We start from the raw sequence: 13,960 nt of genomic DNA, 5'->3' as shown, positions 1-13,960 counted from the left end.
GGCCTTCGGCGTGACGATCCGCAGCCCGTCGAAGCATCAGCCTCCGGAGCCCTCTGCCGCGCGCAGCGCGGCCCACAGCTCGGCGCAAGCGGGGAACGACGACAGGTCGGAGCCCAGCAGAGCGGATGCCTGTGAGATCCGGGCGCGCAGGGTATGGCGATGGATGCCGAGAGCCGCGGCCGTGTGCTCGGCGTGCGCATCGTGCTCCAGCCACACCCGCAGGGTGCGCTCGAGCTCGCCGCCGGCGGCCTCGTCGTGCCGGCGCAGCGGAGCCAGTCGCGTGCGCGCCAGCAGTCGGACCTCGTCGGTCACGAAGGCGTCCAGCACCCCTCCGGATGCCGCATCCGCGTACCGTGTGACACCTGCGCCTCCCCGGCGCAGGGCTGTCAACGCCTGGGCGCGGGCCTGCGAGAACTCGGCGTAGTCCACGGCATCCGATGCCCCCACCTGCACGCCGAACTGCTCAGCCACCGCATCCAGCGCCGCACTGTCCGCCGCGCTCGTGCACATCACCAGCCCGTCCTCGGAGTCCGCGACGAAAGACGCGATATCCGCGCGGTCCCACCAGTCGATCAACGGGCCGTTGCGCTCCGGCGCGGCCACTGCGACGACCACGGGGGCTGGCGGCATCGACCCCAGCACCCGTCGGGCGGGGGCGGGATCGTCGGTCAGCAGCGTGGCCAGCACCTGCGTGTTCAGTCGGCGCCTGGCACGCGACAGCTGCTCGCTCTGCTCCAGTGCCAGGCCCGCCATGGCGATGACCGAGCTCACGACCGCACGGGTGTCGGCATCCAGTGCCACGGCGGCGATCGCCAGTGCCCCGCGCAGCTGGCCGGTGCGGCCCAGCGTGAGGATCGTGAAGGAGTCCGATCCGTCCTCGATCGTGCGGCTGGCCGAGCCCCCGCGTGCCAGCAGCTGCGCGACGCCGGCGGTGACGGCATCCGCTGCCTGCGCGAGAGCGGCCGGATGCTGATGGGCCAGCGCGCCCGCGGCGTCGAAGAGCCCGACCCAGCATCCGAGTCGGCGCGACAGCTCCGACAACGCCGACTCCAGTCCGCGCGGTCGGAGGGCCGCGATGGCCAGCGCACGATGCGCCTCCAGCGCCCAGGTGCGCCGAGCATAGGCGTGCGCGGCGATGGCCTCGGCGTGCACCCGCGCGACGGCGAGGAACGGGATGTCGTAGGGCACCTCGAACAGCGGCAGTCCGGCATCCGCGCAGGCCGCCACCAGTTCCTCCGGCACGCCGGGCCGATGCACGCCGGATCCGAAGCCCAGCGCGCGCACGCTGCGGTGCATGAGCCGCGCGACGTAGCCGGTGGCGGCGTCGGCGTCGTGGTCGGCCAGCTGCGTCCCCGTGGTCAGCAGGACCACGTCGTCGGAGAGGAACGGGGTGGGGTCGCTCAGATCGCTGGAGTGCACCCAGCGCACCTCGCGGTCCAGGGCCTCGTCGGTCGCGGGGGACACGGTCGCCAGGCGCAGCTCGCGGTGGCCGAGCAGCATGCGCAGCGTGGGCGCGGGGGTCTGATCCACAGCATCCGCTCCTTCTGTACAGATCGGCGAAGAATTGATTGCGATTGTACAAGACGGCCAATGACGTGCGTCGTGCTGCGGACGTAGCCTCGCCTCATGACACTCATCGACGAGACCATCACGACACCTCTCGGCGGACCCGGCCTTCCGCAGGTCCGTCGCATCGTCACCGCACTGCCCGGCCCGCGGTCGGCAGAGATCCTCGCCCGCAAGTCGGATGCCGTCGCCGCAGGCGTCGCGCACTCCATGCCCGTCTCCGTGGTCGCAGCCGGTGGCGGAGTCGTCGTGGACGCCGACGGCAACTCGCTCATCGACCTGGGATCCGGCATCGCCGTGACCAGCGTCGGCAACGCGCATCCGAAGGTCGCCGCGGCCATCGCCGCGCAGGCCGCGCAGTTCACGCACACCTGCTTCATGGTCTCGCCGTACGAATCGTACGTCGACGTCGCCGAGGCGCTGAACCGCCTGACCCCCGGCGATTTCGCCAAGAAGAGCGCGCTGTTCAACTCCGGCGCCGAGGCCGTCGAGAACGCCATCAAGATCGCCCGCAAGCACACCGGGCGCCCCGCCGTCGTGGCCTTCGACCACGGCTACCACGGCCGCACCAACCTCACCATGGCGCTGACGGCCAAGGCCATGCCGTACAAGAGCGGCTTCGGCCCGTTCGCGCCCGAGGTCTACCGCGTGCCCGGCTCGTACCCGCTGCGCGACGGACTGACCGGCCCCGAGGCCGCCGCTCGCGCCATCACGCTCATCGAGAAGCAGATCGGCGCCGACAACCTGGCCGCCGTCATCATCGAGCCCATCCAGGGCGAAGGCGGCTTCATCGTCCCCGCCGACGGTTTCCTCGGCGCGATCGTCGACTGGTGCCGCGCCAACGGCGTGGTGTTCATCGCCGACGAGGTGCAGACCGGCTTCGCCCGCACCGGCGCCATGTTCGCCAGCGAGATCTTCGGCATCGAGCCCGACATGATCACCACCGCCAAGGGCATCGCCGCCGGCCTCCCGCTGGCCGGCGTCACCGGCCGCGCGGACATCATGGATGCCGCGCACCCGGGCGGCCTGGGCGGCACCTACGGCGGCAACCCCGTCGCGTGCGCTGCGGCCGTGGCGGCCATCGACGCGTTCGAGAACGAGGGCCTCGTCGAGCGCGCGCAGCAGATCGGCAGCATCCTGCGCACCCGGCTCGACTCGCTGAAGGCATCCGACCCGCGCATCGGCGAGGTGCGCGGTCACGGCGCCATGGTCGCCGCCGAGTTCGTCGACCCGGCCACCGGCGCACCGGATGCGGCACTCACCGGCGCCGTCGCCAAGGCGGCCATCGCCGAGGGCGTCATCGTGCTCACCTGCGGCACGTTCGGCAACGTCATCCGCTTCCTCCCGCCGCTCAGCATCGGCGACGAGCTCCTGAACGAGGGACTCGACGTCATCGCGGCCGCGCTGAAGCGCTCCTAGACCGTCGGCCGCGTCCCCGGTCGGGGGATCACGGGTCGCGGCCGACCACTTCCCGCAGCACATCCCAGACAGAATCGAGACGACATGAGCACTCTCGCAGCGAACGAGAAGGAACTCCTCGCACGCGTCCCCGGCGGCCTCTTCATCGACGGCCAGTGGTCGGATGCCGAGGAGGGTCGCACCTTCGACGTGCACGACCCGTCCACCAACCAGGTGATCGCCTCGATCGCCGATGCGTCGCCCGCCGACGGCATGCGAGCACTGGATGCCGCCGTCGCCGCACAGGACGCCTGGGCCGCCACCGCACCCCGCACCCGCAGCGACATCCTGCGCCGCGCGTTCGACCTGGTGCAGGCGCACAAGGAGGACCTGGCGCTGCTGATGACGCTCGAGATGGGCAAGCCGCTGGCCGAGTCCCGCGGCGAGGTCGTCTACGGCGCCGAGTTCCTGCGCTGGTTCAGCGAGGAGGCCGTGCGCATCACCGGCCGCTATGGCAGCAACCCCGAGGGCACCGGCCGGATGATCGTGTCGCAGCGCCCGGTGGGCCCGTCGTTCTTCATCACCCCGTGGAACTTCCCGTTCGCGATGGCCACCCGCAAGATCGCCCCGGCGCTCGCCGCGGGCTGCACCGTGGTCGTCAAGCCCGCAGCGCTCACCCCTCTGACCACGATCTTCTTCGCCCAGCTGCTCGAAGAGGCGGGGCTCCCCGCGGGCGTCGTCAACGTCGTGCAGACCTCGCGCTCGGGGGCGCTGTCCGGCCCGATCATCGCCGACCTCCGCCTGCGCAAGCTGTCGTTCACCGGCTCGACCCCGGTCGGCCAGAAGCTCATGGCCCAGGCCGCGCAGGGCGTGCTGCGGGTGTCGATGGAGCTCGGCGGCAACGCACCGTTCGTCGTCTTCGAGGACGCCGACCTGGACAAGGCCGTCGAGGGCGCCATGATGGCCAAGTTCCGCAACATCGGCCAGGCCTGCACGGCCGCCAACCGCTTCATCGTGCACGAGGACGTCGCCGACGAGTTCGCCCGTCGTGTGGCCGAGCGCGTGCAGGCCATGAAGATCGGCCGAGGCACCGAGGACGGCGTCACCATCGGACCCCTGATCGACGCGGATGCCGTGTCGAAGGCGCAGGAGCTGGTGGGGGATGCCGTGCAGCGCGGCGCCCGCGTGCTGGCCGGCGGCAACGCCGTGGACGGCGAGGGCACGTTCTACGAGCCGACCGTGCTGACAGACGTGGCCGCGGGCAGCGAGATCCTCGTCGAGGAGATCTTCGGCCCGGTGCTGGCCATCTCGCGCTTCTCCGACGAGTCCGAGGCCGTGCGGCTGGCCAACGACACCGAGTACGGCCTGGTGGGCTACGTGTTCACCGAGGATCTGGCTCGCGGTCATCGCATGATCGACGCGCTGGAGACCGGGATGATGGGCCTGAACGTGGGCGTGGTCTCCAACGCCGCGGCTCCGTTCGGCGGCGTCAAGCAGTCCGGCATCGGCCGTGAGGGCGGACTCGAGGGCATCCACGAGTACCTGTCCACCAAGTACACGCTGCTCCCCAACAGCTGACCGAAAGCGCTCCACGAGAGGAACGACATGACCGACTACGCCGTCGTCAACCCGGCCACCGGCCAGACGCTCGCCACCTACGACACGCTCACCGATGAGCAGGTCGAGGAGGCCATCGCCCGCGCGGCATCCGCCGCCACCACCTGGGCCGGCACGGCGCCCGCCGATCGCGCCGTCATCATCCGGCGCATCGCCGAACTGCACCGCTCCCGCAAGGACGAGCTGGGGGCCATCATCGTGCGCGAGATGGGCAAGCCGATCGCCGCAGCCGTCGGCGAGGTGGAGTTCGCCGCGGACATCATCGAGTTCTACGCCGACAACATCGAGAAGATCACCGCCGACCAGCCGCTGGAGATCCTCGGCGACGGCACCGCCGTGGTGCGCCGCGCGCCGCTGGGCGCCCTGCTCGGCATCATGCCGTGGAACTTCCCGGCCTACCAGGTGGCCCGCTTCGCCGCCCCCAACCTCGCCATCGGCAACACGATCATCCTCAAGCACGCCCCGCAGTGCCCCGAGTCCGCGGCTGCGCTCGAGGCCATCTACCGCGATGCCGGACTGCCCGACGGAGGGTACGTCAACGTGTACGCCACCAACGAGCAGGCGGCGGCCATCATCGCCGACCCGCGCGTGCACGGCGTCTCGGTCACCGGCTCCGAGCGGGCCGGCGCAGCCGTCGCCGAGGTGGCCGGCCGCAATCTGAAGAAGGTGGCGCTGGAGCTGGGCGGGTCCGATCCGTTCATCCTGCTCTCGACCGACGATCTGGATGCCGTGGTGCAGAGCGCCGTGGATGCCAGGCTCGACAACAACGGCCAGTCCTGCAACGGCGCCAAGCGCTTCATCGTCGTGGACGGGCTGTACGAGGAGTTCACGGCCAAGTTCACCGCATCCCTCGCCGCCGTGGAGGCGCAGGACCCGGCGCAGGAGGACACGATCCTCGGACCGCTGTCGTCGCTGGCCGCGGCCGAGTGGCTGCAGCAGCAGATCGACACTGCCGTCGCGCAGGGCGCGACGCTGCTGACGGGCGGCACCCGAGAGGGCGCCTTCTTCTCGCCGACCGTGCTGGCCGATGTCACACCCGAGATGGATGTGTACCGCGAGGAGCTGTTCGGGCCCGCGGCGGTCGTCTACCGCGTGGCCGACGAGAACGCCGCGGTGCACCTGGCCAACGACACCTCGTTCGGCCTGGGCTCGTACGTGTTCACCACGGATGCCGAGCAGGCCGAGCGGGTCGCGAACGGCATCGAGGCCGGCATGGTCTACGTCAACCTCGTGCTGGCCGATTCGCCGGAGCTGCCCTTCGGCGGCGTGAAGCGCAGCGGCACCTCGCGCGAGCTGGGCCTGCTGGCCGCCGAGGAGTTCGTCAACAAGAAGCTCATCCGCATCGGCTGAGGCGAGCTCTCAGGCGCCCCGTAACGGATCACTGACGTGCGGCGGCCCTGTCGGCGTGTCTCTCATCAACACGCCGAGGCCCACCTTGCAGCATCCGTGATCCGTCACGCGACCAGAGCAAGCGGATGCCGAGGACGGATGCTGCGGCGTCCCACCCTGTCCGGCCCCACCGGCATAGGCTCGTCGTATGACGACCGTCGCTGAGAACATGGTCCGCACGCTGCGGGTGAACGGCATCGACCGGGTCTACGGCATCCCGGGCGATTCGCTGAACGGGTTCACCGACGCCCTCCGCAAGGACGGCACGATCCGCTGGGTGCACGTCCGTCACGAGGAATCGGCGGCGTTCGCCGCGGCGGCGGATGCCGCGCTGACCGGCGAACTCGCCGTGGTGGCGGGCTCCTGCGGCCCGGGCAATCTGCACCTGATCAACGGCCTGTACGACGCCAACCGCTCGCGCGTGCCGGTGCTGGCCATCGCCGCGCACATCCCCACGGTCGAGATCGGCACCGGCTACTTCCAGGAGACGCACCCGCAGGAGCTGTTCCGTGAATCCAGCGTGTACGCCGAGTATGTCGCGGACCCGTCGCAGATGCCGCGGCTGATGGAGATCGCGATGCGCTCGGCCATCGAGAAGCGCGGCGTCGCGGTGCTGGTCATCCCCGGAGACGTCGCCCTGGCCGAGATCGCCGACGACCGCGCCGTCGTCATCCCGCGCGCGACGCCCGTCGTCACGCCCAGCGCCGATGAGCTGGATCGAGCGGCAGAGCTTCTCAACGGCTGCAGTCGCGTCACCATCCTCGCCGGCGCCGGAGTCGAGGGCGCCCACGACGAGGTCATCGCGCTGGCCGACCGGCTGGCAGCCCCCATCGTGCACGCCCTGCGCGGCAAGGAGCACATCGAGTACGACAATCCCTTCGACGTCGGCATGACCGGCCTGCTGGGCTTCGCCTCGGGCTTCCGCGCCATGTCCGATGCTGAGGCTCTGCTGATCCTGGGCTCCGACTTCCCGTACACGCAGTTCTATCCCGACGGCGCCACCACCATCCAGGTCGACATCCGCGGCGAGCAGCTCGGCAAACGGCATCCGCTCGATCTGGGCCTGGTGGGAGACGTGAAGGCGACCGTCGAGGCGCTGCTGCCGCGTCTGACCGCGAAGGCCGACCGCACCCACCTCGACGACGCCACCGCGCACTACCGGAAGACCCGTGCCAAGCTCGACGACCTGGCCGTGCCGGCCCGCGGCAAGGCGCCGATCCACCCGCAGTACCTCGCCCGCCTGATCGACGAGGCGGCGGCATCCGACGCCATCCTCACGGCCGATGTCGGCTCGCCCACGGTGTGGGCCGCGCGGTACTTCACGATGACCGAGAAGCGCCGCCTGATCGGATCGTTCAACCACGGCTCCATGGCCAACGCGCTGCTGCACGCCATCGGCGCGCAGGTGGCCGAGCCCGACAAGCAGGTCATCGCGTTGGCGGGCGACGGGGGACTGGCGATGATGCTCGGCGAGCTGATCACCGTCACCCAGAACAAGCTCCCCGTGAAGACCATCGTGGTCAACAACTCCTCGCTGAACTTCGTCGAGCTCGAGATGAAGGCGGCCGGCTTCGTCACCTACGGCACCGACCTGCACAACCCCGACTTCGCAGCCGTCGCACAGGCCATGGGCATCTTCGCCCGTCGCGTGGAGCGCTCGGAGGACCTGTTGGATGCCGTGGCCGAGGTGCTCGCACACGATGGCCCCGCGTTGCTGGACGTCGTCACCGAGCGGCAGGAGCTGTCGATGCCGCCCGCCATCAAGGCCGAGCAGGTCAAGGGCTTCGCGCTGTACGCCATCCGCACCGTGATGTCCGGCCGCGGCGACGAGCTGCTGGACCTGGCCAAGGCCAACTGGCGTCAGCTGTTCTGAAGCGCGCGCACCGCCCCGGACCGGCACCGCTCCGACGCCCTCCCACGCCCGGGATGCCGGCCCGGTTCGGCCAGACGGATCGGATGCCGTACACTTGAGGGGCAGTTGTCTGCATCCTTCACTGTGCCCTCATCGGCACACGGGCATGCGGACCCAGGGGCCTTCCGGTCTCTAGGGCGGTAGCTCAATTGGCAGAGCAGCGGTCTCCAAAACCGCAGGTTGCAGGTTCGATTCCTGTCCGCCCTGCGCGTCAGCACACATGCTGACTCACGAAAGGTACTTGCAGGATGGATCAGGACGACGTTGGCGGCGAGGCCGTCGCATCAGGCCCGTACTCCCTGCGGGACAAGCAGCTCGGCTTCTTCGGTCGCATCGCGCTGTTCTTCCGGCAGGTGTGGAGCGAGCTGCGCAAGGTCGTCACGCCGACCCGCAAGGAGCTGATCAAGTTCACCGTCGTGGTGCTGGTGTTCGTGCTGATCGTGATGGGGCTGGTCTACGGCTTCGACACGTTCTTCGGTTGGGTCACGCACCTGGTGTTCGGGCTTCCCGACTGACGCACCCTCCGACGAGCTCGGCGCCATCCGCCCGGCCATCGCAGTGAATGGAAAGAAGCAACGTGTCTGAACGATATTCCGACGACGCAGACTGGGCCACCGCGGCCGAGCAGTCCAGCGAGGTGGACGAGGCCCAGGAGGGCAGCGTGCTCGCCGAGCAGGAGCAGTCCGTCGCATCGGCGGAGAACGTCGCCCTCCACGTGGAGGACGAGGACGGCTCCGACGAGGAGTACGACGACGACACGGACGACATCGACATCGAAGACCCGGAGGCGGACGCGATCGTGAACGACGCTCTCAACCTGGACGAAGCGGCTGAGTCTGAAGCAGCCGCCGAGGTCCTCAACGACGCTGTGGCAGAGGAGACCGCCGAGGAGGAGGCCGCTGCCGCTGAGGAAGTGACTCCCTACGACGGCCCCGACGTGAACGGTGACGACGAGGCGGATGCCGACGACGAGGTTCCTGCCGAGGAGGACCCGTACGAGGCCTTCCGTCTGGACCTGCGCATGATGCCGGGCAAGTGGTACGTCATCCACTCGTACGCCGGCTTCGAGCGCAAGGTGAAGGCCAACATCGAGCAGCGCAAGTCGACGCTCGAGGTCGAGGACGACATCTACCAGATCGAGGTCCCCATGGAGGACGTCGTCGAGATCAAGAACGGCCAGCGCAAGATGGTCACCCGCGTGCGCATCCCGGGCTACGTGCTTGTGCGCATGGAGCTCAACGAGGACACCTGGTCGGTCGTGCGCCACACGCCGGGCGTCACGGGCTTCGTCGGCAACGCCCACAACCCCACGCCGCTGCGCTTCGAAGAGGCCTTCAACATGCTGAAGTCGCTCGTCGAGGTCAAGGACGTCCCCACCGCGAAGTCCATCGCTGCCAAGGGCGGCGTGGCCGTGGCCCGTCCGATGGCCGCCGAGGTCGACTTCGAGGTCGGCGAGACCATCACCATCAAGGAGGGCTCGTTCGCGGGCCTGCCCGGCACGATCAGCGAGATCAACGCCGCCGCCGGCAAGCTCACCGTGCTGGTCTCCCTGTTCGAGCGCGAGACTCCCGTGGAGCTGGCCTTCGAGCAGGTCACCAAGATGCTCTGATCGCCCTTTTCGGGTAAGATCAAGAGGTTTGCGCTTCGCGCGCAAGCGACACCGCGCCTCGGAGATGCCGAGGTTGCGGGAGAGGGATGCCACCGGCATCCGCTCGATGAAAGGAACAAGAATGGCACCCAAGAAGAAGGTGACCGGCCTGATCAAGCTTCAGATCAACGCCGGTGCAGCCAACCCGGCGCCGCCGATCGGCCCCGCGCTCGGTCAGCACGGCGTGAACATCATGGAGTTCTGCAAGGCGTACAACGCCGCGACCGAGTCGCAGCGCGGCAACGTCATCCCCGTGGAGATCACCGTCTACGAGGACCGCAGCTTCACGTTCGTCCTGAAGACCCCGCCGGCCGCAGAGCTGATCAAGAAGGCCGCCGGTGTCGCGAAGGGCTCCGCCACCCCGCACACCGTCAAGGTCGCGAAGATCAGCGCCGAGCAGGTCCGTCAGATCGCCGAGCAGAAGCAGGCCGACCTGAACGCGAACGACATCGACGCCGCGTCCAAGATCATCGCCGGAACCGCCCGTTCCATGGGCATCACGGTCGAGGGCTGAGGGAGATAACAATGGCTACCAAGTCCAAGGCTTACAAGGCTGCCGCCGCCAAGATCGAGGCAGACCGCTTCTACACCCCGGCCGACGCCGTCGCTCTGGCGCGCGAGACCGGTTCGGCGAAGTTCGACTCGACCGTCGAGGTCGTGCTGAAGCTCGCCGTCGACCCCCGCAAGGCCGACCAGATGGTGCGCGGCACCGTCATGCTGCCGCACGGCACGGGCAAGACCGCCCGCGTCATCGTCTTCGCCAACGGTCCGGCTGCTGAGGCCGCCATCGCCGCCGGCGCCGACGAGGTCGGCAGCACCGATCTGATCGAGAAGGTCGCCGGCGGGTGGACCGACTTCGACGCCGCCGTCTCGACCCCTGAGCTCATGGGCCAGGTCGGTCGTCTGGGCAAGGTGCTGGGTCCCCGTGGCCTGATGCCGAACCCCAAGACCGGCACCGTGACCCCCAACCCGGCCAAGGCCGTGGAGGAGATCAAGGGCGGCAAGATCGAGTTCCGCGTCGACAAGCACGCCAACGTGCACTTCATCGTCGGCAAGGCCTCGTTCTCGGCCGAGCAGCTGGGCGAGAACGTCAACGCCGCGCTCGAGGAGATCGTGCGCCTGAAGCCGTCGAGCTCGAAGGGCCGCTACATCCAGAAGGGCACCGTGTCGACCACGTTCGGCCCGGGCATCCCGCTGGACGTCAACGCCATCTGACGCATCATGACGGGCAGCTGAGCCCGTCCGCCAAGACCCCCGCCCGGTGCACCGGCGGGGGTCTTGCGCTCGTGCCGCCCGCATCCGTGCAATCGGACGTCATGCGACTACGGGTGCCGGATCAGCCCGGAATACCCTGGAATCGATCGCGCATCACCACTCGCGCACACGCACCCCGCACCTCAGGAAGGTCCCTTATGTCACGCCGTCTCATCGCCACCGCAGCCGCACTGGTCGTCGCCGTCACCGCGCTGGCCGGATGCAGCAGCACGGCCGCGCCTGAATCGGGCTCCTCGTCGGCGGGCTCCGACCTCGGGCTGGTCGCGGCGGGCACGCTCACCGTCGCCACCGAGGGGACCTACCGCCCGTTCAGCTTCCACGCCGACGGCGGCACGGGCGAGCTCACCGGCTTCGATGTGGAGATCATCAAGGTCGTCGCCGACAAGCTCCACCTCAAGGTGCAGTTCCAGGAGACCCAGTGGGACGCGATCTTCGCGGGCCTGGATGCCGGTCGGTTCGACGTGATCGCCAACCAGGTGACCATCAACGACCAGCGCAAGGCGAAGTACCTCTTCAGCACGCCGTACACGGTGTCGCCCGGTGTCATCGTGGTGCCGAAGGACAACACATCGATCAGCTCGTTCGCCGACCTCAAGGGCAAGACCACGGCGCAGTCGCTCACCAGCAACTGGAACGACCTGGCCGTGAAGTCCGGCGCCAAGGTGGAGGCCGTCGACGGCTGGGCGCAGGCCGTCGCGCTGCTGCGCCAGGGGCGGGTGGATGCCACCATCAACGACAAGCTCACTTACCTCGACTACGAGAAGACCGATGGTCCGAGCGGGCTGAAGATCGCCGCCGAGACCGATGAGGTCGGCAAGCAGGCCTTCGCGTTCACCAAGAAGTCGCAGAAGCTCGTGGATGCTGTCGACGGCGCTCTCGCGGATCTGAGCGCCGACGGCACGCTCGCGAAGATCAGCAAGAAGTACTTCGGCGAAGACGTCACGAAGTAGGGTCGGATCATGGATGCCGGGCAGCTGTTCCTCAACTCGCTCGGGCCCATCGCGCTCGGCGGCGTGCTCGGCACCATCCCGCTCGCGCTGGCCTCGTTCGCGCTCGGACTGGTGCTGGCCATCGTCGTGGCGCTGATGCGGATCTCGGTGAACCCGGTCGTCTCGGGGATCGCCCGCTTCTACGTGTCGATCATCCGCGGTACGCCGCTGCTGGTGCAGCTGTTCGTCATCTTCTACGGGATGCCCGCGATCGGCGTCGTGATCAACCCCTGGCCGAGCGCGATCATCGCCCTCTCGCTGAATGTCGGCGGTTACGGCGCCGAGGTCGTGCGCGCCGCGATCCTGTCCGTCCCGCAGGGCCAATGGGAAGCCGCCTACACGATCGGGATGAACCGCACGCGCACGCTGACGCGCATCATCCTGCCGCAGGCCGCCCGGGTCTCGGTGCCGCCGCTGTCGAACACCTTCATCTCGTTGGTGAAGGACACCTCGCTCACCTCGACCATCCTCGTCACCGAGCTGTTCCGCGTCTCGCAGCAGATCGCGTCATCGTCGTACCAGGTGATGGTGGTCTACCTGACCGCGGCCCTGGTGTACTGGGTGATCTGCCTGGTGCTGTCCACCGGGCAGAGCGCTCTGGAGAGGAGACTGGATCGCCGTGTCACTGCCTGAGGGGATTCCGTCCAGCGCGGCATCCGGTGCTCCGCTGCTGACCGCGACCGGCCTGCGCAAGAGCTTCGGCTCGCACGAGGTGCTGCGCGGCATCGACCTGACCCTGCACCGCGGCGAGGTCGTGGTGCTGATCGGCCCGAGCGGGTCGGGGAAGACCACCGTGCTGCGCTCGCTGAACGGACTGGAGACGCCGGACGGCGGAAGCATCCGCGTCGACGGCGGGCCGGAGATCGACTTCTCCACACGGGTCGGCGCCTCGCAGCGCGCGGCGCTGCGGGACCGCTCGGCGATGGTCTTCCAGCACCACAACCTGTTCCCGCATTTCACCGTGCTGCAGAACGTGATCGAGGGCCCCTGGCGTGTGCAGCGCCGGCCGAAGGACCAGGTGGTCGCCGAGGCGCGCGCGCTGCTGGCGAGGGTGGGGCTGGCCGACCGGGAGGATGCCAGACCGCATCAGCTCTCCGGCGGGCAGCAGCAGCGCGTGGGCATCGTGCGCGCGCTGGCGCTGCGACCCGACCTGCTGCTGTTCGACGAGCCCACCAGTGCGCTCGACCCCGAACTGGTCGGCGAGGTGCTGCGGGTGATCAAGGAGCTGGCCGATGAGGGCTGGAGCATGGTCGTCGTCACCCACGAGCTGAGCTTCGCCCGGGAGGCCGCGGATCGTGTGCTGTTCATGGACGACGGCGTGGTGGTGGAGCAGGGTGCGCCCGAGCAGCTGTTCAGCGACCCGCAGCACGACCGCACGCGAAGGTTCCTCACGCGCATCCTGAGGCCGCTGGGCGAGGACTGAAGAGCGGATGCCGGTCAGCCGGCGCCCGGTCAGCCGGCGAACACGGGCAGCACCAGCAGCACGCCCATGATCACCAGCAGCACGGCGATGCCGGTGTCGAGGATCCGCCAGGCGCGCGGGGTGCGCAGCCAGCGGCCCAGGTGCCGGGCGCCGAAGCCCAGCGCGAAGAACCAGGTGATACTGGCCACGATGGCACCGGCGGCGAACAGCCAGCGCTCCTCGCCGTGCGTGGCGGCGATCGAGCCGATCAGCAGAACGGTGTCCAGGTACACGTTGGGGTTCAGATACGTGAACGCCAGCGTCGCGATGATCACGGTGGCCAGGCGCGACCGGGTCGCGGTGACGGTGCCGCCTGCCGCTCCGATGCTCTCGGCGCTCTCCGCGGGGGCTGCGGTGTCGGCGATCAGCGTCTCTCCGCCGGAGCCCCACGCCCGTCGAGCAGCGTACACGCCGTAGATCACCAGGGAGATGCCGCCCAGCCAGCGGGCGGCGATCAGCAGCCATGGCAGCTGCCCGATGAGGTATCCGAGGCCTGCGGTGCCCAGCAGCACGAGGAGCGCATCGGATGCCGCGCAGATCAGCACGACGGGAAGGACATGCTCGCGACGCAGGCCCTGGCGCAGCACGAAGACGTTCTGGGCGCCGACGGCGATGATGAGCGAGAACATGAGGCCGAGGCCGGAGAGCAGGGTGAGCACGTCTTCACGTTAGGACGGGAACTGCAACAGCACCAGCGAAGATAT

General features: G+C 69.0%; 13 protein-coding genes and 1 tRNA gene. 12 read left to right on the top strand and 2 right to left on the bottom strand.

All coding sequences use genetic code 11. The annotated features are described in order from the left end of the window. Positions 1 to 36 precede the first annotated feature (36 nt). Positions 37 to 1,530, bottom strand: coding sequence for a PucR family transcriptional regulator (locus Q0568_RS09625; protein WP_298865768.1), 1,494 nt, complete (start codon positions 1,528 to 1,530; stop codon positions 37 to 39). Positions 1,531 to 1,626: 96 nt separating this feature from the next. On the opposite strand from Q0568_RS09625, the gene gabT reads away from it, so the two are divergent. From gabT to Q0568_RS09565, 12 genes are all read left to right on the top strand, one after another. Further along, positions 1,627 to 2,985, top strand: a complete 1,359-nt coding sequence (gene gabT / locus Q0568_RS09620; protein WP_298865766.1) for a 4-aminobutyrate--2-oxoglutarate transaminase — start codon at positions 1,627 to 1,629, stop codon at positions 2,983 to 2,985. A gap of 84 nt (positions 2,986 to 3,069) precedes the next feature. Then, positions 3,070 to 4,542, top strand: coding sequence for an NAD-dependent succinate-semialdehyde dehydrogenase (locus Q0568_RS09615; RefSeq protein WP_298865764.1), 1,473 nt, complete (start codon positions 3,070 to 3,072; stop codon positions 4,540 to 4,542). A 27-nt stretch (positions 4,543 to 4,569) separates the two neighbouring features. Continuing rightward, positions 4,570 to 5,931: an aldehyde dehydrogenase family protein gene (locus Q0568_RS09610; protein WP_298865762.1), complete on the top strand. Its 1,362-nt coding sequence runs from the start codon at positions 4,570 to 4,572 to the stop codon at positions 5,929 to 5,931. A gap of 187 nt (positions 5,932 to 6,118) precedes the next feature. Then, entirely contained in the window at positions 6,119 to 7,843 is a 1,725-nt protein-coding gene (gene poxB / locus Q0568_RS09605) for a ubiquinone-dependent pyruvate dehydrogenase (RefSeq protein ID WP_298865760.1), read from the top strand. A 173-nt stretch (positions 7,844 to 8,016) separates the two neighbouring features. After that, positions 8,017 to 8,089 (top strand) — tRNA-Trp (locus tag Q0568_RS09600). 41 nt (positions 8,090 to 8,130) lie between these two features. Next, positions 8,131 to 8,397: a preprotein translocase subunit SecE gene (secE, locus tag Q0568_RS09595; RefSeq protein ID WP_298865757.1), complete on the top strand. Its 267-nt coding sequence runs from the start codon at positions 8,131 to 8,133 to the stop codon at positions 8,395 to 8,397. Between the two features lie 62 nt (positions 8,398 to 8,459). Then, on the top strand, positions 8,460 to 9,491 hold the full coding sequence (gene nusG / locus Q0568_RS09590; RefSeq protein ID WP_298865755.1) for a transcription termination/antitermination protein NusG: 1,032 nt from the start codon (positions 8,460 to 8,462) through the stop codon (positions 9,489 to 9,491). A gap of 121 nt (positions 9,492 to 9,612) precedes the next feature. Beyond that, positions 9,613 to 10,044: a 50S ribosomal protein L11 gene (gene rplK / locus Q0568_RS09585; RefSeq protein ID WP_298865753.1), complete on the top strand. Its 432-nt coding sequence runs from the start codon at positions 9,613 to 9,615 to the stop codon at positions 10,042 to 10,044. A gap of 11 nt (positions 10,045 to 10,055) precedes the next feature. Continuing rightward, a complete protein-coding gene (rplA, locus tag Q0568_RS09580) occupies positions 10,056 to 10,745 on the top strand; it encodes a 50S ribosomal protein L1 (RefSeq protein WP_298865751.1) in 690 nt (229 codons plus the stop codon). A 197-nt stretch (positions 10,746 to 10,942) separates the two neighbouring features. Continuing rightward, complete coding sequence (locus Q0568_RS09575; protein WP_298865749.1) at positions 10,943 to 11,755, top strand: amino acid ABC transporter substrate-binding protein; 813 nt, start codon at positions 10,943 to 10,945, stop codon at positions 11,753 to 11,755. A gap of 9 nt (positions 11,756 to 11,764) precedes the next feature. After that, positions 11,765 to 12,427, top strand: coding sequence for an amino acid ABC transporter permease (locus tag Q0568_RS09570; RefSeq protein WP_298865746.1), 663 nt, complete (start codon positions 11,765 to 11,767; stop codon positions 12,425 to 12,427). Continuing rightward, the gene (locus Q0568_RS09565) at positions 12,420 to 13,217 is read left to right on the top strand and encodes an amino acid ABC transporter ATP-binding protein (RefSeq protein WP_298866035.1); all 798 of its coding nucleotides are present in this window, start codon (positions 12,420 to 12,422) and stop codon (positions 13,215 to 13,217) included. Before Q0568_RS09570 ends, Q0568_RS09565 begins: the two co-directional genes overlap by 8 nt. Positions 13,218 to 13,246: 29 nt before the next feature. Here the strand turns inward: Q0568_RS09565 and Q0568_RS09560 are convergent, their stop codons facing one another. Then, on the bottom strand, positions 13,247 to 13,915 hold the full coding sequence (locus tag Q0568_RS09560; RefSeq protein WP_298865744.1) for a LysE/ArgO family amino acid transporter: 669 nt from the start codon (positions 13,913 to 13,915) through the stop codon (positions 13,247 to 13,249). Positions 13,916 to 13,960: the final 45 nt, after the last annotated feature.

This window comes from uncultured Microbacterium sp. (assembly GCF_937927635.1).
In the GTDB taxonomy this organism is placed as follows: domain Bacteria; phylum Actinomycetota; class Actinomycetes; order Actinomycetales; family Microbacteriaceae; genus Microbacterium.
Note: the sequence above shows the minus strand (reverse complement) of the source record. Positions and strands in the feature narration are given on the sequence as shown.

Coding starts and splice junctions, on each gene's coding strand:
- Q0568_RS09615 (WP_298865764.1), top strand. CDS start 3,070: ATGAGCACTCTCGCAGCGAACGAGAAGGAACTCCTCGCACGCGTCCCC.
- gabT (WP_298865766.1), top strand. CDS start 1,627: ATGACACTCATCGACGAGACCATCACGACACCTCTCGGCGGACCCGGC.
- secE (WP_298865757.1), top strand. CDS start 8,131: ATGGATCAGGACGACGTTGGCGGCGAGGCCGTCGCATCAGGCCCGTAC.
- rplA (WP_298865751.1), top strand. CDS start 10,056: ATGGCTACCAAGTCCAAGGCTTACAAGGCTGCCGCCGCCAAGATCGAG.
- Q0568_RS09575 (WP_298865749.1), top strand. CDS start 10,943: ATGTCACGCCGTCTCATCGCCACCGCAGCCGCACTGGTCGTCGCCGTC.
- rplK (WP_298865753.1), top strand. CDS start 9,613: ATGGCACCCAAGAAGAAGGTGACCGGCCTGATCAAGCTTCAGATCAAC.
- Q0568_RS09570 (WP_298865746.1), top strand. CDS start 11,765: ATGGATGCCGGGCAGCTGTTCCTCAACTCGCTCGGGCCCATCGCGCTC.
- poxB (WP_298865760.1), top strand. CDS start 6,119: ATGACGACCGTCGCTGAGAACATGGTCCGCACGCTGCGGGTGAACGGC.
- Q0568_RS09610 (WP_298865762.1), top strand. CDS start 4,570: ATGACCGACTACGCCGTCGTCAACCCGGCCACCGGCCAGACGCTCGCC.